The sequence below is a fragment of the Halomonas sp. KG2 genome, assembly GCA_030440445.1.
GTDB lineage: Bacteria > Pseudomonadota > Gammaproteobacteria > Pseudomonadales > Halomonadaceae > Vreelandella.
In genome coordinates, this window is sequence record CP098528.1 from 1,111,327 (window position 1) to 1,134,804 (window position 23,478).

The 23,478-nt window shown below is 51.1% G+C and carries 20 protein-coding genes and 1 riboswitch; of the genes, 13 read left to right on the plus strand and 7 right to left on the minus strand.

Annotated elements, in window-relative coordinates; all coding sequences use genetic code 11:
* Positions 1-80: 80 nt before the first annotated feature.
* Together NDQ72_05065 and NDQ72_05070 are read right to left on the minus strand one after the other, a co-directional pair.
* On the minus strand, positions 81-1,364 hold the full coding sequence (locus NDQ72_05065; protein ID WKD29325.1) for a NupC/NupG family nucleoside CNT transporter: 1,284 nt from the start codon (positions 1,362-1,364) through the stop codon (positions 81-83).
* Positions 1,365-1,397: 33 nt separating this feature from the next.
* Entirely contained in the window at positions 1,398-2,240 is an 843-nt protein-coding gene (locus tag NDQ72_05070; protein WKD29326.1) for an ion channel protein Tsx, read from the minus strand.
* A 260-nt stretch (positions 2,241-2,500) separates the two neighbouring features.
* Here NDQ72_05070 and NDQ72_05075 point away from each other — a divergent pair, with 260 nt between their 5' ends.
* The 12 genes from NDQ72_05075 to NDQ72_05130 all read left to right on the plus strand — a co-directional run bounded on the left by NDQ72_05075 (position 2,501) and on the right by NDQ72_05130 (position 15,029).
* A complete protein-coding gene (locus NDQ72_05075; GenBank protein WKD29327.1) occupies positions 2,501-3,268 on the plus strand; it encodes a DeoR/GlpR family DNA-binding transcription regulator in 768 nt (255 codons plus the stop codon).
* Between the two features lie 273 nt (positions 3,269-3,541).
* The gene (cyoA, locus tag NDQ72_05080; GenBank protein WKD29328.1) at positions 3,542-4,594 is read left to right on the plus strand and encodes a ubiquinol oxidase subunit II; all 1,053 of its coding nucleotides are present in this window, start codon (positions 3,542-3,544) and stop codon (positions 4,592-4,594) included.
* A 2-nt stretch (positions 4,595-4,596) separates the two neighbouring features.
* Positions 4,597-6,624: a cytochrome o ubiquinol oxidase subunit I gene (gene cyoB, locus NDQ72_05085; protein WKD29329.1), complete on the plus strand. Its 2,028-nt coding sequence runs from the start codon at positions 4,597-4,599 to the stop codon at positions 6,622-6,624.
* On the plus strand, positions 6,624-7,235 hold the full coding sequence (cyoC, locus tag NDQ72_05090; protein WKD29330.1) for a cytochrome o ubiquinol oxidase subunit III: 612 nt from the start codon (positions 6,624-6,626) through the stop codon (positions 7,233-7,235). Before cyoB ends, cyoC begins: the two co-directional genes overlap by 1 nt.
* 1 nt (position 7,236) lies before the next feature.
* The gene (gene cyoD / locus NDQ72_05095; GenBank protein WKD29331.1) at positions 7,237-7,566 is read left to right on the plus strand and encodes a cytochrome o ubiquinol oxidase subunit IV; all 330 of its coding nucleotides are present in this window, start codon (positions 7,237-7,239) and stop codon (positions 7,564-7,566) included.
* Positions 7,524-8,447 (plus strand): heme o synthase, encoded by a 924-nt coding sequence (gene cyoE / locus NDQ72_05100; GenBank protein ID WKD29332.1) that lies wholly within the window; start codon positions 7,524-7,526, stop codon positions 8,445-8,447. The genes cyoD and cyoE overlap by 43 nt, the downstream gene beginning before the upstream one ends.
* A gap of 221 nt (positions 8,448-8,668) precedes the next feature.
* On the plus strand, positions 8,669-10,450 hold the full coding sequence (locus tag NDQ72_05105; GenBank protein WKD29333.1) for a DUF4153 domain-containing protein: 1,782 nt from the start codon (positions 8,669-8,671) through the stop codon (positions 10,448-10,450).
* Between the two features lie 315 nt (positions 10,451-10,765).
* On the plus strand, positions 10,766-11,686 hold the full coding sequence (locus NDQ72_05110; protein ID WKD29334.1) for a DMT family transporter: 921 nt from the start codon (positions 10,766-10,768) through the stop codon (positions 11,684-11,686).
* 117 nt (positions 11,687-11,803) lie between these two features.
* Positions 11,804-12,313 (plus strand): porin family protein, encoded by a 510-nt coding sequence (locus tag NDQ72_05115; GenBank protein ID WKD29335.1) that lies wholly within the window; start codon positions 11,804-11,806, stop codon positions 12,311-12,313.
* Between the two features lie 296 nt (positions 12,314-12,609).
* On the plus strand, positions 12,610-13,671 hold the full coding sequence (locus tag NDQ72_05120; protein WKD29336.1) for an HlyD family secretion protein: 1,062 nt from the start codon (positions 12,610-12,612) through the stop codon (positions 13,669-13,671).
* Entirely contained in the window at positions 13,661-14,743 is a 1,083-nt protein-coding gene (locus tag NDQ72_05125; protein WKD29337.1) for a DUF2955 domain-containing protein, read from the plus strand. The genes NDQ72_05120 and NDQ72_05125 overlap by 11 nt, the downstream gene beginning before the upstream one ends.
* A 106-nt stretch (positions 14,744-14,849) precedes the next feature.
* Positions 14,850-15,029, plus strand: coding sequence for a CsbD family protein (locus tag NDQ72_05130; protein WKD29338.1), 180 nt, complete (start codon positions 14,850-14,852; stop codon positions 15,027-15,029).
* 65 nt (positions 15,030-15,094) lie between these two features.
* Here NDQ72_05130 and NDQ72_05135 read toward each other — a convergent pair whose 3' ends face one another.
* From NDQ72_05135 to NDQ72_05155, 5 genes are all read right to left on the minus strand, one after another.
* A complete protein-coding gene (locus NDQ72_05135; GenBank protein ID WKD29339.1) occupies positions 15,095-16,561 on the minus strand; it encodes an anion permease in 1,467 nt (488 codons plus the stop codon).
* A 354-nt stretch (positions 16,562-16,915) separates the two neighbouring features.
* A complete protein-coding gene (locus tag NDQ72_05140; protein WKD29340.1) occupies positions 16,916-18,625 on the minus strand; it encodes a hypothetical protein in 1,710 nt (569 codons plus the stop codon).
* Positions 18,626-18,806: 181 nt separating this feature from the next.
* A complete protein-coding gene (thiC, locus tag NDQ72_05145) occupies positions 18,807-20,768 on the minus strand; it encodes a phosphomethylpyrimidine synthase ThiC (GenBank protein ID WKD29341.1) in 1,962 nt (653 codons plus the stop codon).
* Positions 20,769-20,812: 44 nt separating this feature from the next.
* Entirely contained in the window at positions 20,813-21,511 is a 699-nt protein-coding gene (tenA, locus tag NDQ72_05150; protein ID WKD29342.1) for a thiaminase II, read from the minus strand.
* Between the two features lie 78 nt (positions 21,512-21,589).
* A riboswitch (TPP riboswitch) is annotated at positions 21,590-21,748 on the minus strand.
* Positions 21,749-21,837: 89 nt separating this feature from the next.
* A complete protein-coding gene (locus NDQ72_05155; GenBank protein ID WKD29343.1) occupies positions 21,838-22,782 on the minus strand; it encodes an integron integrase in 945 nt (314 codons plus the stop codon).
* A gap of 227 nt (positions 22,783-23,009) precedes the next feature.
* On the opposite strand from NDQ72_05155, the gene NDQ72_05160 reads away from it, so the two are divergent.
* On the plus strand, positions 23,010-23,366 hold the full coding sequence (locus NDQ72_05160) for a hypothetical protein (GenBank protein ID WKD29344.1): 357 nt from the start codon (positions 23,010-23,012) through the stop codon (positions 23,364-23,366).
* The last annotated feature ends 112 nt before the right edge of the window (positions 23,367-23,478 follow it).

A 23,478-nucleotide genomic window follows, 5' to 3' on the forward strand; every position in this document is an offset into this window, starting at 1 on the left:
GTTCTCGCAAATTAATAAAAGACAAAACGGGCCCTGCGTGAAAACAGCAGCGCCCGTTGCAAAGTGTCGTGCTCGCTGCGTTAAGCCGTGGCGCTACTCAACGCAATAAAGAAGCCTGCAATTGAGGCCGACATTAGGTTAGAGAGTGTACCGGCCAATACGGCCTTCACGCCAAAACGGGCAATCTCTTTACGGCGTGTAGGGGCAATGCTGCCTAAGCCGCCCAGCAAAATAGCAATCGAGGACAGGTTGGCAAAGCCACATAACGCAAAGGAAAGAATCGCCATGGTGTGTGGAGTCATCATTTGACCCGTGGCGGCCACTACCTGTTCCCCATCAATGTAGGGAGCCAAGTTGATAAAGGCGACAAACTCATTCACCACCAGTTTTTGACCGATAAACGAACCCGCCAGGGTAGCTTCTTCCCAAGGGACGCCAAGCAAGAAGGCAAGCGGCGCAAACAGCCAGCCAAGAATCAGTTCAAGGCTGAGTGATTCAAAGCCAAACCAACCGCCAACGCCGCCTAGAATTCCGTTAATCAGGGCAATAAGCGCAATAAACGCGAGCAGCATGGCACCCACATTAGCGGCAAGTTTCATGCCTGACGTAGCGCCCGCTGCGGCGGCATCCAATACGTTGGCGGGTTTGTCTTCCTGCTCTTTAAGCTCTTCTTCTACTCTAGAAACGCTGTCGCTATCGGTCGCGTCTTGAGTTTCAGGCATGATTAATTTGGCGAACAGTAGGCCGCCCGGTGCCGCCATAAACGAAGCGGCGACCAAGTATTCCATGGGAATACCCAAGGCGGCGTAGCCCGCCAGTACCGAACCAGCCACCGATGCTAAGCCACCGCACATCACCGCAAATAGCTGCGAAGGCGTCATGCGGGCGATAAACGGACGTACCACCAGCGGCGCTTCGGTTTGGCCAACAAAGATATTTGCCGTGGCAGAAAGAGATTCGGTGCGAGAAGTGCCAAGTGCTTTTTGCAGTGCGCCGCCTAAAATCCGAATGACCCACTGCATAATGCCTATGTAGTAAAGTACTGCGATGAGTGACGAGAAAAAGATAATCACGGGCAGTACTTTTATGGCAAAAACAAAGCCGACGTTATCGACATCGGCTAAGCCGCCAAACAGAAAGCCAATGCCGTCATTGGCGTAGACCAATACTTGGCTAACACCAGACGAAATGGCTTGCAGAACTGCTTGGCCAAAGGGCACATAAAGCACAAATGCACCGATACCTGCCTGAATGGCAAATGCACCAAGCACGGTGCGCAGCCGGATGGATTTACGGTCGTAAGAGAAGATAAGTGCGATGGTTACCAGTGTAACCATGCCTACCAAGCTCATGATGAGAGTCATGTGGGTACCTTCCGAGCGTGTGAAGTGGAGCGATTACAGTAAGTTTAATTTTACTGAGTAAATCATCGCATTTTGGTAAGCGTTCGGGGTACCCAGCTTATTGTCTGAGTAGCGATACTGCACGCCAGTGGTAATTAGCTCAGAAGGATGCCACCACAAGCTAAGCGCGCCGTTGGTGCCTACGCTCCCCGCTTTATCACCTACGTAGTTTTGTTCCAGGTACTCGTCGTCACGGCCAAAGGTTTGTTCATGCCAGTTGGTGACGCTGAAGTTCTGGTTGAGCGCTGAGAAGTCATAACCTGCTACCCAGCCTGCCATAAAGCCGTTCATGCCAGTGTAGCTGTCGCTCTGCACACGTGCTGCGCCAATAAACGGTTTAAACCATAGGCCATTGTCGAACGTCGTGCGGTAGCCGAGGCCGAGAATTTGATCCTGCTCGCGAGCGTTGAAACCATAATCGCGGAAGTCGTACAGGTGCGCGTAGATTGATAGCGGGCTGTCGCCGAGATAAATATGCGATGTGACTTTTCCAGCGGTACGAAAGTTGTCTTTACCACCGCTTGATTCGTCAAACTGATCGTTGGTTGGGTTCTCGAAATCGAAGAAACCGTAGAATTCGCCCCAGCTGTAACCGACGCCGCCTTCGATTTCGACAAACGTGAAGTCGCTTTTTGCTGCGTTACTAGCGGTACGCGCTTCAGTACCGTTAGACCAATCCAAGTAGTTCACCGAAACGTTGGCAAACGACCAAAGGGGCGTCGTTGGTGACGCGGGGGTGTCGTTTGCTAACGCTGGCGTTACCAGCGCAGCGCTAGCCAGCAAAACGCCAGCGCCAAGCGTGACGAAAGAAGAACGAGAAGGGGTGTGAGCAGTCATGGAAGCCTCAACAGGGTTGTTATGAGTCGTGTGGGCTGGTGTTGATGTTAAAATTATAACATTTAGTGTTATTTTTTTAACGTTGATTTGCAAGTATTAGCCCATCAACGCTTTGTATATGTGATATGACTCTCAAATAGTCGAAGAGCAGTGTCTGACAGTGGAAATATAATGAGGGCTGGCTCAGCATAGGCCTTGGATACCCACTAACCGCTGATAACAAATAACGCCTGAACTTGGGATTAAAGGAGAGGTTTGCCATGAATGACCGAAGCGCTCAGCGTTTGGCAATGTTGCAAGAAGCGCTTGCCAGCGGGGGGACATTGCATCTGCGCGATGCTGCTGAGCTGTGCGGTGTTTCTGAAATGACGATCCGTCGGGACGTTACTACGCAGCCTTCGGCGATTAGCTTGTTGGGCGGTCGGTTGGTCATGGCAAACTACCCTGGCGTAACACCGGTGTACGATCTGACTGAGCAACAGGCCAGCCATTATCAGATTAAGCACCGCCTCTGTCAGCGAGTTGCCAGCTTTATCGAAGACGGCGATACGCTATTCATTGACTGCGGTTCAACACTGATTCCTTTACTTAGTCAGTTAAGCCATTTCCGCGAGCTCACTGTGGTGACGTATGCCCTTAACGTGGCTAACTCAGTGGCCGCGCTGCCTAATGTGCGGTTAGTGCTGCTAGGGGGACTGTTTTATGCCTCATCACAATCGTTTGGTAGTGATGGTATGCGTGCTGCGATTGAGCGTTTAGGCATTAATAAAGCATTGATCTCTGCCGCAGGAGTGGACTGCGAGCGTGGGGTTAGTTGTTTCCATTTTCATGAAGTAGCGCCAAAACAGGCTGCCATTGCAACGGCTATGCAGCGCCTGTTGATTGTTGATGCCAGCAAATTTGGTTTAGTGCGCCCAGCCTATTTTGCCGCGTTATCCGATTTCGATATTGTCGTGACCGACGATGACAGTGCGTCGAAAGTTCAAGATTGTCTTCCTCATGCATCACCCAGTGTGACAGTCGCTTAACACACTATTGAGCATTCGGGGTGCGGCAAAGCGTCTCTTTCTGATTGATCCAGATCAATAGAAAATACTTTAGTCTTAGTTTATGCGCGCGTGGCGTGTATTGGCTATGACTCGCTACCAATCCCTTCGGTAGCGCATATTTTTCCCGGAGCAACGCATACGTACTCACTGTTCTGGGAAAAGTATGGGGTGTTAGTTAGCGGGCTATTTAGCTAGCTATTCAGCTGGTCAAATAGTGCGCTGTTTTGGACAACTCTCTGACGAGATCACACCATGCAACGACATACCCTCTGGCGCAGGCGAGGCACATTCGTGCTCGTCATGTTGTGCCTGTTGTTAACGGGCTGCAGTTCTGCATTGTTGGATCCCAAAGGGCAGATTGGCGTTGAGCAACGCTCGCTAATACTGACCTCATTTGGGCTGATGCTAATTGTAGTGATTCCAGTGATAGTGATGACGCTGCTGTTTGGTTGGCGTTATCGGCGCAGCAATCGCAATGTTGCTAAATACCTACCCGACTGGGCGCACTCTAATGCGATTGAAGTCGCGGTATGGACAGTGCCTTGTTTAATCATCGCTGTCTTAGCGTTTCTTACCTGGAAAACCTCCCATAGTTTAGATCCCCATAAGCCCATCGAAAGCGATACCGCCGCAATGGAAATCCAAGTGGTAGCGCTGGACTGGAAATGGCTGTTCATCTACCCCGAACAAGGCATTGCCAGTGTCAACGAGCTTGCCTTTCCTGTGGATACACCGGTGCGTTTTCGAGTCAGCTCTGGCTCTGTGATGAATGCGTTCTTTATTCCGCGCTTAGGCAGCCAAATTTATGCCATGGCGGGTATGGATAACGATGTTCATCTAATTGCAGACGACGTCGGCGTTTATCCAGGCCGTTCCACAAATTACAGCGGTGCTGGCTTCTCAGGAATGACCTTCGATGCTCACGTTACCACCCCAGAAGAATTTGAGGCGTGGGTTGAAAACGTGCGGGCTTCCAATGAAACCCTGACCTATCCCGACCGTTATAGCGATTTAGCCAAACCGAGTGAATACCACCCGGTCGAGTACTTCTCTGAGGTATCTCCGGCGCTCTATACGTCGATTCTGACCAGCTTTCATACCGGTGGCAGTGGGCACGGTGGTCATGGCGACCATGTTAACCACGAAGCCGTCAGTGATGTTGACGATAGCCACGGCGAGTCTGGCGAGCTAGAAAGCGCAGGCGCTACCCATCATCAGGCCGCGTTTGGCCACGTTACCAATCAGCATGCTAGTGAGGATCACGCGATGAGCGGCCATCCCACAAGCGTTGAAGCGGGGGGTTAAGCATGTTTGGAAAACTGACATTAGAGTCGATTCCGTATCACGAACCGATCATTATGATCGTTGCCGCCATGATGGCGATTGGCGGTGCTGCGCTTATCGGCGCATTAACCTATTACCGAAAGTGGGGCTGGCTGTGGAGCGAGTGGTTTACCTCCGTTGATCACAAAAAGCTCGGTATTATGTATTTTGTGGTTGCCTTGGTGATGCTGCTACGCGGCTTTGCTGATGCCATTATGATGCGTACCCAGTTGGCTATGGCGGCTGGTGGGGCCGCGGGTTACCTCCCTCCTGAACACTATGATCAGATCTTTACCGCCCATGGCGTGATTATGATCTTTTTCGTTGCGATGCCCATGGTCATCGGCTTGATGAATCTGGTGGTGCCGCTGCAAATTGGCGCACGCGACGTTGCTTTTCCTTTCTTGAATAACCTGAGCTTTTGGCTGTTCGCGGTGTCCGCGATTCTAGTTAATATTTCCCTTGTAGTAGGAGAATTCGCCAAAACTGGCTGGCTCGCTTATGCGCCACTTTCGGGGATAGAGTTTAGCCCTGGTGTGGGGGTCGACTATTGGATATGGGCGTTACAAATATCCGGCATAGGGACGACGCTCACCGGGATTAATTTCTTTGTCACAATCCTGAAAATGCGCACCAAAGGCATGACCATGTTCCGCATGCCTATTTTTACCTGGACATCGCTTTGTGCCAACGTCCTGATTATTGCCTCTTTCCCGATTCTTACCGCGACCATCGCGCTGTTAACCCTAGACCGCTACTTCGGCATGCACTTCTTCACCAATGATTTTGGCGGCAACATGATGATGTACGTCAACCTCATCTGGGCCTGGGGGCATCCGGAAGTGTATATCCTGATCCTGCCAGCCTTCGGCGTGTTCTCTGAAGTGATCGCGACCTTCGCGCGTAAGCGTTTGTTTGGTTACACCACCATGGTATGGGCCACAGTGGCGATCACGCTGCTGTCGTTTATTGTCTGGTTGCACCACTTCTTCACCATGGGGGCTGGTGCAAACGTCAACGCCTTCTTCGGCATTATGACGATGATTATTGCCATTCCTACCGGGGTGAAAGTATTCAACTGGCTGTTCACTATCTTCCGCGGCAGCCTGGAGCTGACCTCGCCGGTGCTATGGACCTTAGGCTTTATTATTACTTTCACTTTAGGCGGTATGACCGGCGTGATGCTGGCGCTACCCGCTGCCAACTTTGTATTGCATAACAGCCTGTTCGTGATTGCCCACTTCCACAACGTGATTATTGGTGGCGTGGTGTTTGGCATGATGGCGGGCTTAACGTACTGGTTCCCCAAAGCATTCGGCTTCACGCTTAGCGAGAAGTGGGGCAAGCGTTCATTCTGGTGTTGGTTTATTGGCTTCTATGTCGCCTTTATGCCGCTCTATGTGTTGAGCTTCTTTGGTGCGGTGCGCCGCATGCAGTCCTACGCCAACCCAGAGTGGCAGTCGTGGATGATCCTGGCCTGGGTAGGTGCCGTCATCATCATGATGGGCATTGCCTGCACCATTATTCAGTTCTGGGTGAGCATTCGTGACCGCAAGCTGAATGCCGATGTGACTGGCGACCCATGGGATGGCCGTACATTGGAGTGGTCAACGTCATCACCAGCACCGTTCTACAACTTTGCCCGTTTGCCTGAAGTTGGCGATATCGACAGTTTCTGGTCGCAAAAACAGCGTAGCAACGAACAGTTGGATGAAGCGCCTTATACCGATATCCACATGCCTCGTAATACCGTGGCAGGGCCGATCATCAGCTTGTTTGCCCTGGTACTTGGTTTTGCACTGGTATGGCATATCTGGTGGCTAGCCGCGGCGGGTGCGCTTGGCGTAGTCATCAGCTTCTTAGCGCGTGTTTTCAACGATGATATCGACTACTACGTGCCTGCCGCAGAAGTGGAGCGGATTGAGCGTGAGCACCAGCAGCGCAAAACCACCCCGACCGCCAGTGACTCAACTGATAGTAAGCAGACAAACTATGCGGAGGCGCGAGCGTAATGGCTACCGATACCCTACACCATGGCGCAACGTCTGAGCCCCATGAGCACCATGATGCCAGCGGCACCAAATTATTCGGCTTTTGGGTCTATCTAATGAGCGATCTGGTGATCTTCGGGTCACTGTTTGCTACCTACGCCGTGCTCATGAAGGGCATGGCGGGCGGCCCGACGGCGGCAGATATTTTCGAGCTACCTTTCGTGCTCGTCGAAACTTTCTTACTGCTGTTTAGTAGCTTTACTTTCGGCATAGGCGTGTTGGCCATGAATGCTGAGCGCATTGGCCAAGTAAAGGCGTGGTTAGCGATAACCTTCCTGCTGGGCGCGGCGTTTGTTGGCATGGAAGTTTATGAGTTCCAGCACTTGATTCATCAAGGGTATGGGCCCGATCAGAGTGCGTTTCTCTCGTCGTTTTTCACCCTGGTGGGCACTCACGGGCTGCACGTGACCGTTGGTTTGGTATGGATCCTCGTCATGTTGGTGCAGCTTTCTACCAAAGGGCTAACACCGATGACTCGCCCTAGAATTCTGTGCCTAAGCCTATTCTGGCACTTTCTGGATATCGTCTGGATCTGTGTTTTCTCGTTCGTTTATTTAATGGGAGTGCTGTGAGATGAGCCATTCTTCATCTAATTCAACTTCTTCCCATGGCAGCGTTAAATCGTATGTGACTGGGCTTCTGCTATCTTTAGTGCTAACCGTGATTCCATTCGCGGTCGTGATGAGCGGTGCACTAAGCACCGTCACGACGGTGGTCGTTATCGCAGTAACAGCCGTGCTGCAGATTTTGGTTCAGCTGGTCATGTTTATGCATATGAACACCAACGCCGACGAAGGGTGGAACGTGATGTCTTTCGTTTTCACGCTGACGATACTTGTCTTGGTGGTAGGGGGCTCTTTATGGATCATGCAGCATCTGCATCTCAACATGATGATCGGTTAACGGTGGTGCCTAGCCGTTGGCGTGACCTACTCGCGCTAACAAAGCCAGGCATTATTGGCGGCAATCTCATTGCAACCTTAGGCGGTTATTTTTTAGCCGCCCACGGTACCTTTGATTGGGTCACGTTTAGTACGGTCATGTTGGGTATTGCACTGGTCATTGCGTCTGGCTGCGCCTGTAATAACGTTATTGACCGTGATATCGATGCTTTGATGGCGCGTACGCGCCATCGCCCTCTGGCCAAAGGACGTATCTCTATTACTCAGGCATTAGGCGTTTCGGCGCTGCTTGGGGTAGCGGGCGTGGTGTGTTTGGCGCTGGGCACCAACGGCTTAACCGTGGCATTAGCGGTGATCGGCTGGGGCGTTTACGTTGGGCTGTACAGCCTTTATATGAAGCGACACTCTGAATACGGCACGTTGGTGGGCAGCCTTTCTGGGGCGATGCCGCCGGTTGTTGGTTATTGTGCGGTGACGGGGCAGTTTGATAGCGGTGCTTTCATGCTGCTGGTCATCTTCTGCCTTTGGCAGATGCCGCATTCGTATGCCATTGCGATTTTTCGCTATGCGGATTATCGCCGGGCATCGATTCCAGTGCTGCCGGTGGTGCATGGTATCAAACGGGCAAAACACCACATCTTGGGCTACATCGTCGCGTTTATTCCTGCGTCGCTCGCCTTGGTGCTAGCCAGTCAAGCGGGTACGGGCTACCTCTGCGTTGCATTAGCAATGGGCGGCTACTGGCTGTACTTAGCGCTGTGTGGTTTTCGACTGGGTGATGACGTACGCTGGGCCAAAAAGGTGTTCGGTGTATCGATTCTGACGATTACCGCAATGAGCTTAGTGATGGTGTTGGAAGCCATGGTGCCTATGTGGGCCTGACAGGTAATTCTTACACACGTTAATTCGCTAAATAAAATAGCCCCAGGCAGTGCCTGGGGCTATTTTTCTATGTGGAGTCACGGTCAGTAATGACTTAAGACGTGGTGCAATTGTTAATTGATATTGGCCACCCATGAATAACGTCTACCTGCGATTATTGGTATTCTGAGCCGACTAATGACGTGATATCACGTTCGCCACCTGCCCCTCAGAGAATTATCATGGATGATAACCGTCTAAGCGCCTTGGATCGTAGCACCAGCATTGGGTTGATTCTTATTGCCCTGTTTCAGGGGGTTGCACTCTACGCGTTGCATCTGGCTGTTGAACATACACACTGGCTAGCCACTGACCAACGCTGGCTAAGCGCACTTTATTCCATCACTATCGTGGTACCTGCCTTTTACCTGATTAGCATGGTGCGACTGCGGGATCGTATCAATTTAATACCGCTGTTGTTGACGCCTCTGCTGTTTTGGATGGGGTGGCACCTTGGTTGGGCAACCTCTATGCCGGAAGCGCCTTACCGGAATACATCACCCCTGATGGCTTCCTTTAGTATGACTGTGGGGGTGGCTATGCTCATCCTTGCTCTGTTCTTTAGAAGCAGTGCTTCCAGTGGCACATGGCCAAAAGCCTATCAACCATTGCTGAATTACTCATGGGAATTCGCCCTGACAATTGCCCAGGTCAGTCTGTTTATAGGGGTGTTTTGGGTAATTTTGGGGCTATGGGGAGCGCTTTTTACTGCCATCGGCATAGACTTTTTTGAACGTGTTTTTTATAAGCCGGTGTTTGTCTATCCGGTTACCTGGTTGATGCTCGGTATCGCCGTGGTGATGATTCGCAACCGGTTCCGCTTTCTTGCCAGCGTAAGGCTGATGTGTGAAGCGCTTATCAAGACACTTTTGCCGTTAGTTGCCTTGGTCATCCTGCTATTCTTCACCGTGCTGATGTGGACAGGGTTAGAACCCATATGGGATACAGGCAAGGCAGCGCAAATCCTTATGGCGCTGATGTTAACCTTGCTACTGTTCTTTAACGCTGTATTCCATCAAACCCATAGCAACTCTCCTTACCCTGGTTGGCTACGCAATACGGTTTTGGTGGCGGTCGTACTCCTGCCAATTGGCAGCCTATTGGCGGCTTGGGCACTATGGCTGCGTATCGACCAGTATGGGCTCAGTTTGGACCGGTTATGGGCTGGACTGCTGCAAGCATTGGTGGCGACTTTTACCTTCAGTTACAGCGTGATAATACTTTGGCGCCGAAAAGCAGCGTTACCCGGTATTCACCGCGTCAATAGGTGGCTGGCTCTTCTGGTGGCCAGTGTGCTGATACTGGTTAATACGCCACTGGCTGACATGAGCCACTGGTCTGCCCAGCATCAGGTAAAGCGATTATTGGATGGGCACACAGCAGTGGAAGATTTTGATTTCGACTATGTGCTCTATCGACTTGGGCGGCCCGGCAACCTAGCTCTGCAAGAGCTGGCCGAGAGCGAGTTTGCCCAGACGCATCCTGAGCTGAAACGTCGTGTCGAGTTTCACATAAAGCAAGCTCAATCCGGTAACACCGAGTCTCTGTTGGATACTAACGATCTAGCCCAACAGTTTCGTATAAGGCCTGAGACGGCTACGATGCCCGAGTCTTTACTGGTGCTGCTGGCTAAACAGGATTTGATGTGCTTGAACCAGCCGGATCCTTGCAGAGCGGTTCGTATTGACGATGACCCGAGTATCCAGTGGCTGATTTACGACCAATACACCTTTCAAGCGAAGGCCTACGCCGAGCGCAATCAGGCCTGGCATTGGGTAGGTGATTTAGTGTCGTTGGGTAGCGAGCAGAAACATCATGCCGAAGAGTGTCTACATAGCTACTCGTATAGCAAATTACAGCGTATACCTGAATCTTTGAATATCTATCGAACCGGCTCCTGTTTACACTTTTTACGGCCCTCTCTTGAGTTTGTCAGGCAGCAATTATCAACCGCTGAGAACTAGCTTGATGTGAAGGGGGGATAGCGCCGACCTGGGTAGCCTGGGAAATAGGTTATTAACTTCCTCCCGTTTCGGCATCATGGTTCCCGGTCCCTGAGGGGCACCATCAATCAATGCATCGTTGATAGAAGAGCCATAGTTAATGACCAGCATCGGTGTGCTCATGACAACCTTTGTAAAGTAGTTAGCGTAAAAGTGGTTTAGACCTTGGTATGATATGCTGCGCTGCATGATATTAGCGCGGTATTGCGTTAGCCTTCAGCATAAAATGTCGTCATCCTGCTGTTTAATCTACTTATCGTGAGCCGTTTTGTTCCTATGCCTTCTACCTCGTTACCAACGCTACTGCCTCGCCACCTAGCCATTTTTCTGATGATGTCGGTGGCTACCATGTTCGCAGCTAACCACGTTTCCGCGCGGCTTGCGTTTGATAATGGTACTGGCTTACTTCTTGCGGTATTGATGCGTTCTGGCGTGGCGTGTTTGATTTTACTGACGCTGGTCGTGGTTCAAAAAAAGCGGCTTTGGCTACCGCCCGGCACATGGCCATGGCAGTTGGCAGTAGGGCTTCTGATTGCCATTCAAAGCGTGAGCCTTTATTCAGCGGTTGCACGTTTGCCAGTGGTCATTGCTCTGTTGCTGGTCAACACCTTTCCTATTCAATTAGCGCTGTTAAGTTGGGCGTTGGGCGGACCTCGGCCTTCGCTGCGCAGTTGCCTGATTATGGGCACTATTTTGATTGGGCTGCTAGTGGTGCTCGATATACCGAGTTGGTTCGCGGATGCCAATGCCATGGGGCCTGAGTGGTTGGTTGGTATTGGGTTTGGGTTAAGTGCCGCTTTTGCGTTTGCTTGCGCGCTTTGGGTCACTGAGCATCGATTGGCAGGGGTTGGCAGCACCTTACGTAGCCTGCTGACCATGCAAACGGTGTTTATTGTCATGATCGTTGGTGGGGTGCTGGGGGCGGTTCCTGGGGGAATGAGCTTGCCAGATAACAGCGCAGGCTGGACAGGACTAGCCTTGTTAGCTTTGCTATACGGTAGTGCTTTTTCCCTACTGTTTATTTTTGTGCCACGCCTGGACATGGCGCGCAATGCTCCGGTGATGAACTTCGAGCCAGTAGCGTCTTTACTACTTGGTTATATCGTTCTAGGTCAGATGCTAAGCCCAAGCCAACTCGTAGGTGGGGCAGTGGTCGTTGGCGGCATTGTTGTGCTCAGTCTTTCGAAAGGTAGGTAAGTAGGAGGGGAAAAAGGAAACTGTGTGCAAGTTGGGCTGGCAGATTGCGTTCTCCTAAAGTATAAGCCAAAATTAAAAAGTGTAAGGAAACGCTGTTTTTTAACTGAGGTTTAACTTATGAAGATGACCGTATTATCACTCACCTCTGCCGCTCTTTTAGTTGGTGCGGGTACGTTCGCGGCATCGGCTCAAGCGCAACAATCCTTCCAGTACCCACAAGGATATGTGGGCGGCGATGCCATGTTTTGGAGCCTGAACCCAGAAAGAGGCTCTTCACGCGATGACGTTGGTTTGCGTCTCCGTGGTGGGGCACAGTTCAATGACTATTTTGCCTTAGAAGGTCATTTGGGGACAGGTGGTTCAGATGGTGGTGCCGAGCTAAATCACGTTGCGGGTGCTTATGCGAAAGGTATCGTACCCATTGCTCCAGAAGTGCGTTTGTATGGCTTAGCGGGCTTCACAGAGGTTGATATTAATAGCGACCGTGAAACCGGTTTCTCCTACGGTGCCGGTGCGGAAATGGATATCAGTTCCAATGTATCGGTAGGCGCTGACTACATGCGCTACCTGGATAAATCTGCCTATGATTTTGATGCTGCCAGTGTAGGCCTAAAGTACCGTTTTTAAGGCAATCGCCTAACACTTAATTAACCTATCAGCAGAAATAAAGCCCTATTGCTAACCCTAGCGATAGGGCTTTTTTTGCGCTAAGAATAGGGGCTTGCTAGCGAATGGTAAGGGTATCTGGTTCGCATAATAAGTTGATGTATCAAGGGAAAGTCATTGGAGTGACTTTATTGAGCGCTTGTTCATAATGAGAATATTGTTAGCGTGCTAATGATTTGTTAGACTAAAGTATTCCACCTAATAATATCTCCAAGCGGTGACATCGCCGCTTTGGTGCTCGTCAATGAGAAATCCCAATGTCCCCTGATCAAAAATTTACTCGCTGGGTGAAAATAGCCCTGACCGTATTTTTATTGCTATTCGTTTACTTCTTAATGGCCGATAGCTTTATGCCCATGACGCCTGAGGCGCGGGCAATGCGCCCCGTCACCAGCATTGCTCCTGAGCTAAGCGGCCCTGTGCAAGAAGTTGTGGTGAGAGACCATCAGCCGGTAACCCAGGGTGATGTGCTGTTTCGCTTAGACCCATCTCCCTTTCAAATCGCTCACTCCCAAGCCCAATTAAACCGGGAGCAAGCGGAGCAAGAAAACGCCCGCTTAAATGCAGAGCTAGCGGCTGCCAGGGCATCACTTGCCTCGGCACAGGCTACTTACGATGAGCACAGCGGTGAGCGCCGCCGTGCTGAAGCGCTGCTTGGGCGTCAGGGGATTTCTCGTCAGCAGTACGAACAGCAGGTCGCGGCCGAACATACCGCACAGGCGGCTGTGGCATCTGCCCAGGCACAGATTGAAAGCTTAGAGGTACAGTTGGGAGAAGAGGGCGACGATAACTTACGCCTTCGCCAAGCGAATAATGCCCTTGAAAAAGCTGAACTGGATTTAGCCCATACGGTGGTAAAAGCGCCAGAGTCCGGTGTGGTCGCTAATCTTCAGCTACAGCCTGGCCATTATGTGCAGGCGGGGCAGCCTGCGGTGGCGCTGGTCGCGAGCACGGTAGAGGTCGTGGCTGATTTTCGTGAAAAGAGCCTGCGCCATGTGGCGCTTGGCGATGAAGCAAAAGTGGTATTCGATGCGTTGCCTGGACGAATTTTTGAAGGGCATGTCAGTGCCTTTGACGCCGGCACCCGCGCAGGCCAGCAGGCAGCGGATGGTCAACTTGTGGATATTCCTGCTTCAGATCGTTGGATACGAGATGCGCAACGTGCGCGTATTCATGTGGCGTTAGATACGCCGTTGACTGAACTACCCCCGAGTGGTGCGCGGGCAACAGTGCAACTAGTGCCGGGCGAACATGACATGGCTAAACCGTTTGCATGGTTGCAGGCGCACCTGATTAGTTGGCTGCACTATGTTTACTAAAGCGGCTATTAAAACGGTTATTAAAAAAACACCCATAGAGGCTGTTAATAAGCCAGCGCTCTCTCAAAACGGCCTGCGCCAGTGCCTGCGGGTAGCGGGAGGCGGTTCGCTGGGGTTTATTATTAGCCAATTGATGGGCTGGAATTATGGCGTTTTTTTTACCGTTTTCCCGATGTTCTTGTTGGGTATGGTACCCATTTTAAATGGCAGCATCATTCGCCAGTTTTTGGCGAACGTTAGCTTGAATGCTTTGGAAGTCAGCTTGGTGGTGGGGCTTCTAAAGCATATGCCGGTAGTGATGACACTGGTCGTACTAGGTCTGTTTTTGCTGCGCTTCAATCTAATGGCAAAAGGCCCGCTGTTTCTGTTTGGCGCGAATGGCGTGTTGACGCTAAGCATATTGCTGCACTTTGCTAGCTACCCTGGTGTTGATTTAAGCGATCTGTTGGCGAGTAATATTATGGCCAGCCTGCTGGCGGTATTTATTGCCATGTTGATGCATACGCTATTTCCCGATGTTGAACCCCGCCAGCCACCACCGCGTGGTACAAAGCCTGCAGCCCAAATTCGCCATGAAACATTGATGGGCGGCATTACGGCCACGCTCTCGTTTGTAGTGTTCCAAATGTTTGACCTTCGCGATTCGCTGTCAGCGCAAATGGCCACCATTCTGATTCTGTTTGCTTTAGGCTATTCCGGTGCTCGCGTGTCGGCAGGTAAGCGAGCAATCGGTACGCTACTGGGCTGTAATCTGGCGCTGGCAATGCAGCTATTGCTTTACACCCAAAGCCATCATTTTTTGCTGGTGATTTTGCTCTATTGGCTTGGACTAATGCTGTTTGCTAGAGAACATATTTTAGAAGGTGGCGGCTCAGGCATTGGCTTTGGAGGGCTGACAACGTTGGGTATTCTCTTTGGACAATCGTTAGGCCCGCAGCAAGACCTTGTTTATAGCGCGCTTTATCGGTTCTCTTCGATGAGCGTTGCGCTCGTGGGCACCTTGTTGGTAATGGCTTGTTTACACTGTTTGCTAAATAGTTGGCAGCCAACGCGCCTGCCTAAAAGTAATTGAGGTAACTTTTCTAACAAAGGCTACGCTAAGGAAGGTGTCGCCATTCGAAGTGAGTATTCACTTAGTGAGCGGCATCATCCCCACTAACGGATTAGAGGTGTTCGTCATGGCAAGTGGCAAAGAAGATAAAGTGAAAGGTACTGTCAATAAGGCCGCCGGAAAAGTGAAGGAAGCAGCTGGCAAAGTAACCGGAAGTAGTAAAACAGAAGCTAAGGGTAAAGCCCAACAAGTAAAGGGCGAACTGCAGAAAGGTAAAGGTAAGGCCAAGGAGAAGGCTAAGAAATAGTGTCTAGCCAGGGCATTCCAGTGCCAACAGAGGTCAATAACCTCTGTTGGCTTTTAGGTGGTAACTCAGTAGTGGCCAAGCAGCTTCCACCATAAACCACCAACGACTACCCAAATGAGCAGATTCACCACGCTCATAATGAAACCTGCTTTCCACCACTCTCCCAGCGTCAGGTAGCCTGAGCCAAAAATGACTGGTGAAGTGCCTGTGGCGTAATGGGTTAAGGTCATCATAATCGAAGATGTGGCCGCCATAATCAGTACAAAAGGCATAGGTGGGGCGCCGAGACTTAAGCCAACGGTGAGAAATGCTGCCATCATCGCAGTGATGTGTGCAGTCGTGCTGGCAAAAAAGTAATGGGTATAAAGAAAGGTAAGTACCAGAAGCGCAGAGGCTCCCGCCCAACCAATCCCCATTGTGGTAATCCAGCTCTGCATATTCGCTGAAAACCAACTAATAAGGCCTGTTTCGTTAAGTTGGCTTGCCATCATGATAAGAGCACCAAACCACAGCAGCGTATCCCACGCATTTTTTTCTTTCAGCACATCTTCCCAGGTCAAAACCCCTGTTAGCAGGAGTAGCGATAAGCCAATAAACGCAGACGTGGTGGTATTAAGCGTGACCGCATCCCCCAGGAAAATCGCTGGGATATCCGCCCAAAGCAAAAGCAGCACTAAGAAAACGAGCAACATGATGCCTTCGTTTCGGCTTAGCTTTCCTAGTTCGGCAAGTTTGTCTCTCGCCAACTGGGTGGCATTCGGGGTTTCTTTAATTTCCGGTGGGTAAAGCAAGTACAGAATGTACGGCATCGCCAGGATGGCGACCAAGCCCGGCAGCAGCATGGCGACCGCCCAGGTTAACCAGCTCAGCTGTATTTCTGCTCCAGTGGCGGACGAGATAAGTTGAACGGTTAATGGGTTAGGGGCGGTGGCGGTGATGAACATAGCCGAGGTGATGGGGTTGCTGTGGTAATTCACCAGCGCTAGATATTTGCCGATTTTACCAGACGTGTTGTCTTCAGGGTGTGAGTCAAAGCTGTGAGCGATAGAGCGCATAATGGGATGAATGATACCGCCACCCCGCGCTGTATTACTTGGTGTGACAGGCGCAATTGAAAGCTCGGAAAAGGCGAGTCCATAGCCAATTCCCAACGTGCGCTTGCCAAAAATCGAGATGAAGTAGTAGCCAATACGTGCACCCAGACCAGTTTTAATCAACCCACGTGAAATCATAATCGCAATGGCAATTAACCAGATAAGTGGGTTGGCATAACTGCTTAAGGCGACATTGATGGCCTCACCTGGCGTGTCGCCGGTAACACCACTTGCCGCGACAATAGAAATCGCAATCACAGAGATCGCCCCAATAGGCATGGCTTTGCCGATGATAGCGACAATAGTGCCGACAAATATTGCCAGCATAAGCCAAGCGTTTGGCGTCAGCCCTTCTGGCAAAGGAATCACCAGCCAAATCAATAGAGTGGTGGCCACAGCGACTGCGGTCGACCAGGGGTTGAAAGGTAGTGTCGGCATAATGGATACCTATAGATTAAAAAAACAGCAGCCAGCGGTACACTTGGTATAAGTAAGATAGCGCGCTAAATGCTATTTAAGTCTATAGATATCTAATGTATCTCTCATTGTTCCACGTCAATTGCCGTTCCATCATCCAGTGGGCTCAATAGTGATGGGGTATCACTCACTTCAATCATGCCTACCATGATGAAAGCGGCTATTTTTGTTGAGCCTGGGCACATTGAAATTGACGACAAACCCAATGGCACATTTATCAGCCAGGCTGCCGACGAAAAACTCGCTAGCGTCCACAGTGACACGATGACAGCTGTATCCAATAGCGAGTTTTTCGGATGTTAGGGATAGCCCGTTTTATTTCAGTTCCAGTGAGAAGCTCATTTCAACGCCTGCATCATCCACTCTGAACCAGTACTCCATGTTCTTGTAGATATCGCTATATTGCTTGAGCAAATCAATATCAAGCTCTGCCAATTCATCGGAAGGCATTTGCGCTATAACATCGGCCAGCGAATGGTAGAACTCACCTGTCAGATGGCCATGAACCAGTAGGTCACGCTCGGAAACAGGGGATTGCAGTTCTTCCTGTAGTGTTTCGGAATCGCTGATGCCAACGCCTAAGGTAATGGCGCTTTCAGACATGGCCGCGTAGAGCTCTGGTGAGTCTGGTGGCAGCATCATGCTGTCAATTTTTTTGGCTTCTCCACCGGGTTCAAGTCCAAGTGTCCCTAAATCAGGCACGAACGCGCTGGCTGTAGACAGCAGGGCAAGCGGGTTTTGCGAAGCAAGGGTCAAAAGACCGGTACCGGCGGGCTCGCCCTGTTTCATTGTCAGGCTGTTAAGGCGTGCTCTGAAACCAGATAAGGATGGGCCAACCATCATGGCGATGGGATTATTGATCGCTTTACTGAGCTCATTCCAGCTGCTGTTTAATTCCTGTAGCTCATCACAGCTAAACGGGTTTTGACGCACTTCCTGAGCATACTTCTGAACAGTTTGCATCAGTACCGGTAGATTCAGGCCTAGCCCAAAGCTGGCCATGCCGTCTGTGCTACCAAGGCCCGGAACCTGAGCGGTCATTGCACGAAGATCGCTGACAATAGCCTCATCGGTTTCCAGGATGAGATTCATCTCCATACGGTCGAGGTTATACTCACGCATGCCCATTACAAGACCAGGGAAGCGGTTGGTGATGCGGTCAATATCTGCTTGGCAGGCGGAGAGATCCAGCCGCTCTGCATCAGCCGCGTCCAATAGTGCTTGAGTACCTAAGTGTGTAGGTGTACTCAGCTCACTAAGCAGGCGTGATGAGTCGATTTCCCCAGCACCATAGGGCGTGAAGCCATGACGCTGTTCAATTTCCTCTAGGGCGCCGGTATCACCAATGTTGCTGTCAGGCAGGGTGCTACCCAGCACCTGTGATAGCAACTCATCACTGACATTTTCTGGCACCACCGACATCAGCAGTTGCTTATCGATAATGGCCATGATGGCTTTAATCGGACCATCTTGTGTTAGCACCCAGTACTCTTTTCCATCTGTTGTGGCCGTACTCGGGTTGATATCTGCATTGGTGAGGATGCGCTGCAGCGTTTCGCGGAAAGCGTCTTCATCCTGCAATTCCATACGCAGAGTGGGCAAGATACCCAGTCCGTATAAAGCGACCTGGGGGCTCATTTTAAAGCCCAGTGCATGAATATCATCGAGTGTTTCAACCCCGACAAACTCTTCACCCATAGCGATCAACAGTGACATCAGCGAATGCAACACGTCATCGTCTATTTCGTGCAGCATGTCGCGCAGTTCATCCAAGTCAGCTTCAAGGCTGTTCTTTGGCTGCATGCGCTGGTAAAGAGCAAAGGCATCTTGTTCAGGCATTGATTCCCGTGTTGCCACAAAATAGGGAGAGTCGGCGGGGATATATTTCAACAGGGAAGCTGAGAGGTTTTTTGGTGCTTCCTGCTGGGTGTCTGTTGCTGTTGGCGCGCTATCATCGCTGCAGCCACTCAGCACGCCCGTGCTGAGAAGGGCAAGAGAAATAGCCAAGGATAGTTTCGTTCTCATCTAGAGTCAGTCCTTTGAAAAATGTTGGCTTGAAATTGAACATTTGGAATAAAATTAACTATGAATGATAATCATACACAACTTAAATTAAACTAACCTCTCCTTGCTTAAAAAAATGGCCCTTGAAGTCGTGTAAGACCCAAGAGCCACTCGTTAGTAGCGAAACTTACAGGCTGCTATTTTAAACTTCCTGGTACAGTTCGCTACCTTCGCGGCGGAACTTCTCCGCTTGCTCCTGCATGCCACGTTTGACTGCCTCGGAATCACTTTCAGCGGCATTTTCCGGCGCGCGGTCACGATAGGTATCGCGTACTTCCTGGCTGATCTTCATGGAGCAGAACTTCGGCCCGCACATAGAGCAGAAGTGCGCCACTTTGGCAGAGTCCTTCGGCAGAGTTTCGTCGTGGAATTCACGGGCGGTGTCCGGGTCTAGCCCCAGATTGAACTGGTCTTCCCAGCGGAATTCAAAACGTGCCTTGGAAAGCGCGTTATCGCGACGCTGTGCTGCCGGGTGACCCTTGGCCAAGTCTGCTGCGTGGGCAGCAATTTTGTAGGTGATGATGCCGGTTTTGACGTCATCTTTATTCGGCAGACCCAAGTGCTCCTTCGGCGTCACATAGCAGAGCATTGCACAGCCAAACCAGCCGATCATGGCCGCGCCAATGCCGGAGGTAATGTGGTCGTAGCCGGGGGCGATATCGGTGGTCAGTGGGCCGAGGGTATAGAAAGGTGCCTCGTGACACGCCTCAAGCTGCTTATCCATGTTCTCTTTAATCAGGTGCATGGGCACATGGCCAGGGCCTTCGATCATCACCTGAACATCATGTTTCCAGGCGATCTTCGTCAGCTCACCCAGGGTCTCCAGCTCAGCGAACTGCGCTTCGTCGTTGGCATCGGCGACTGAGCCGGGGCGCAGGCCATCGCCCAGAGAAAACGCTACGTCGTACTGCTTGCAGATCTCACAGATCTCTTCGAAGTGGGTATACAGGAAACTTTCCTGGTGATGGTACAAGCACCACTTGGCCATGATAGAGCCGCCACGGCTGACAATGCCGGTCACTCGGTTGGCAGTCATTGGCACATAGCGCAACAGTACGCCCGCGTGAATGGTGAAGTAATCCACGCCCTGTTCAGCCTGTTCAATCAAGGTGTCGCGGAACACTTCCCAGGTCAGGTTTTCGGCAATGCCGTTGACCTTCTCAAGCGCTTGATAGATCGGCACTGTACCAATCGGCACCGGCGAGTTGCGGATAATCCACTCACGGGTCTCGTGAATGTTCTGGCCCGTGGAAAGGTCCATGATGGTGTCCGATCCCCAGCGGATACCCCAGGTCATTTTGTCGACTTCTTCTTCAATCGACGAGGTAACTGCCGAGTTACCCAGGTTGCCGTTAATCTTCACCAGGAAGTTACGGCCAATAATCATCGGCTCGGATTCTGGGTGGTTGATATTGTTGGGGATGATTGCGCGCCCCCGGGCGACTTCGTCGCGCACAAATTCCGGCGTGATCTCTTCCGGCAATTTTGCACCAAAGCTCTGGCCAGGATGTTGGTGACCAAGAATACGCTCAACTTCAGCGGTGCCTAATGTTTGGCGGCGCTGGTTTTCGCGAATGGCGATAAATTCCATTTCAGGGGTAATAATGCCCTGGCGCGCATAGTGCAATTGGGTGACATTCTTACCTGGTTTTGCCCGGCGCGGGGTGCGAGTTAAATCAAAACGCAACTGGGCAAGTGTCGGGTCGTTAGCGCGGCGATTGCCGTACTCACTGGTGGGGCCGTCAAGGAACTCGGTATCGTTGCGCTCTTCAATCCAGGCGCGGCGCAGGGCGGGTAAGCCTTTGCGTAAATCGTTGTTGGCGGCTGGGTCGGTGTAAGGGCCAGAGGTGTCGTACACCAGTAGCGGCGGATTCTCTTCATCAATGCTGCTGGTTTTAGTGGGCGACAGGGTGATTTCCCGAAACGGCACGCGGATATCTGGTCGTGAGCCTTCAACGTACACCTTGCGCGAGGCGGGCAGCGGTTGAATGGCAGCCGCATCGACCTGAGCAGTTTCAGCTAAAAAATGGCTGGTTCTACTTGTTACGGTCTCAGTTTTTGAGGTCTTAGCTTTTACAGTTTCAGTTTCTAAAGTCTTCGTCATGACGGTCGTCTTCCTTCGTTGTTGATTATGGTTATTGTGTTGGCTTAATGGGTGAGACTTTTGTCTGTTAGATCGCTGTCTATCAGATCTAGACCCATCTGCCAGAAATCGATTTCCAGACGCGTGGCGTCGCGGAAGATCTTGCTTAGCTCGGCAAAGCGGGCAGGGGTAACATCGGCCAGGCGGGCGTTGAGCCATTCAAGCTCAGCCTGCATGGCGGTCTGAAACTCCTGGCTTTCGTACATCGCTATCCAGGCATCAAACGGGTTTTGGCTGCCGCGTAGGGTAGAAGGCTGAGCATTCAGCCAGTTGGCGATTTCGCCGTAGCCCACTAAGCAAGGAGCCAGCGCCACGTGCAAATCGAGCAGGTCGCCGCGATTGCCGGTGTCTAATACGTAGCGGGTATACGCCAAGGTGGCTCTGGCTTCAGGAAGCTCCGCCAGCTCTTGCTCGGAAATTCCCCACTCCTGGCAAAAGCCCACGTGCAGGCCCAACTCCACATCCACAATGGCTTTTAAACCTTCATGGGCTTGGCGCAGATCAGCCAGCGTAGGGCTTTTATAGGCGGCCAACGCGTAGGCGCGGGCGAAGTGAATCAAAAACAGGTAGTCCTGTTTCAAATAGTGGCGAAACGATGCTTCTGGTAGCGCGGCGGTACCCAACTGACGGACAAAATCGTGCTCAATATAGGCGCGCCAGTCGTCATAGCAGGCATTAGTAAGATCAGCAAAGCGGTAGCCCATGGTGCCTCCGGTAGTAATGATCCGGAAGGTGGGCGGTTGAGATCGAGGGAATGGCGCAGAAGGAGGCGTGAAGCTAAGCCGAGGCCATCGCTTGATCCCTACGCCGGTACCCGCGCGCTCGTCATAGGAGCAGCACATTAGCCGGATCAGGTTCAGCGGGACCAGCGCTTTGGCAGTATCAAGTGGATACGCCCTGCGCCATCTCAGCCGGATTCACCGGCACCCCGTCAAGCAGTTAGTGCCAAGCAGTCTAGGAGGAGGAGAGAAGAGATGCAAGGGGGATAGTGAGTGAATAACAGGCTTCTTAGAAACGTTGATGTACTGCATTAACCTAATGGGCTTCTAACACCTGCAAATCCATTACCTAGCACATGGGTATATATTTGAGTGGTTTCGATGCTTTTATGGCCTAGTAACTCTTGAACCGTGCGAATGTCAGTGCCTTGGCTAAGCAACTGAGTTGCGAAACTATGCCGTAAAGAATGGCACGACCCTGGTCGTGTTAGAGCAGAAGACCGCATGGCATATTTAACGGCTTTTTGTACGGCAGAAGTATGGATGTGATGTAGCACTACACGCCCCCACTCATCGAAACAGGGCTTGGATGAAGGAAAAAGCCACTGCCACGCAAGGGAAATGCCTGCATTCGGATATTTTATATCCAGCGCGTAGGGCAGTGATACAGGAATTGCGTTTGTTCCAATGCGAGAGGTCAGCTGTTGTTCAGCGATTTGTATATGGGTATGTAATGGTTGAGCGCATGAAGGTGGCAACAGCGTAGTGCGGTCTTTATTGCCTTTGCCTGCACGGACAGTGATGACGTGGCGCGCAAAATCGATATCTTTTACGCGCAACCGACAAGCTTCGGAGACTCGTAACCCAGAGCCGTACATCAGCGATGCAATCAGGAGCATGGAGCCGGACAGATGCTCAAACACATCCATCACCTCTTTGTGGGAAAGCACGACAGGTAAGCGCTTAGGGCGCTTCGCCCGGCTAAAATTACCCACCTCGCCCAGCGGTTGATCTAGAACGTGGCGATATAGAAACACGATGGCATTGAGTGCCTGGTTTTGTGTTGCCGCAGCGACGTGCCTTTCTAACGCGAGATATTCCAAAAATTGCCGCACTTCATTGCCCGCCATATTGGCAGGATGCTGCATTCTGTGGAAACGAATGAAAAAGCGAATCCAGTAGCAATAGGTTTTCTCAGTACGGAGGCTATAGCGCTTGACCCGCAGGGTCGCCTTGACGCGTTCCATTAGTTTCATAAGAGTCACACTTAATTGCTGTTTATTTGTACAGTATTATTGAGCAGGGAAAAACACGCAAGCACGCGAATTTTGGATAGGATGCCAAAATTGGCTTTGCTCTCTTGGGAATCAATGGGGTAGAGTCAAATTGGGTGTCTGCAAAACCCCAATGAACGTGCCATCGCGTTTATTGGGGTTTTGTAGCGAGGCGTATAATCACTGTTATAGACCAAAATGAGGAGAGTATGAGCAAGCCCGCAAAGAGTGGAGTCATAATTTACTCTAATAGTGTGAAACCTTTGGCCGAGTTCTATATTGAAATGTTCGGTATGGCTTTGCTTCGGGAAACCGACGATTTCATCAGTATTGGTGGTGATGGGATCAATCTCATAATTCATTTGCCCCCTGTCGAAATGCCGGAACAAAATTTCAACGCTGTTAAATTGTTCTTAACGGTAGAGTCCCATGAGTACGCACGAAAAAAAGTAGTAGAACTCGGTGGGAAGGCGCTGGAAGGTGAGTGGTCAAACCCTGTATTCAAGGTATGCAATGTGGTTGATCCTGAAGGAAACCATATTCAGATCCGTGAGTTCAAGCTATAACAATCAGCATCACGGCGAAAACTGGGTTGTCGCGGCTGTGGTTTCCATTCCGCTGGCGCTTCATTCTAAACCACAGCCGCGCCAACCCAGTTTCGCGTGTGCTTGGCGTTGG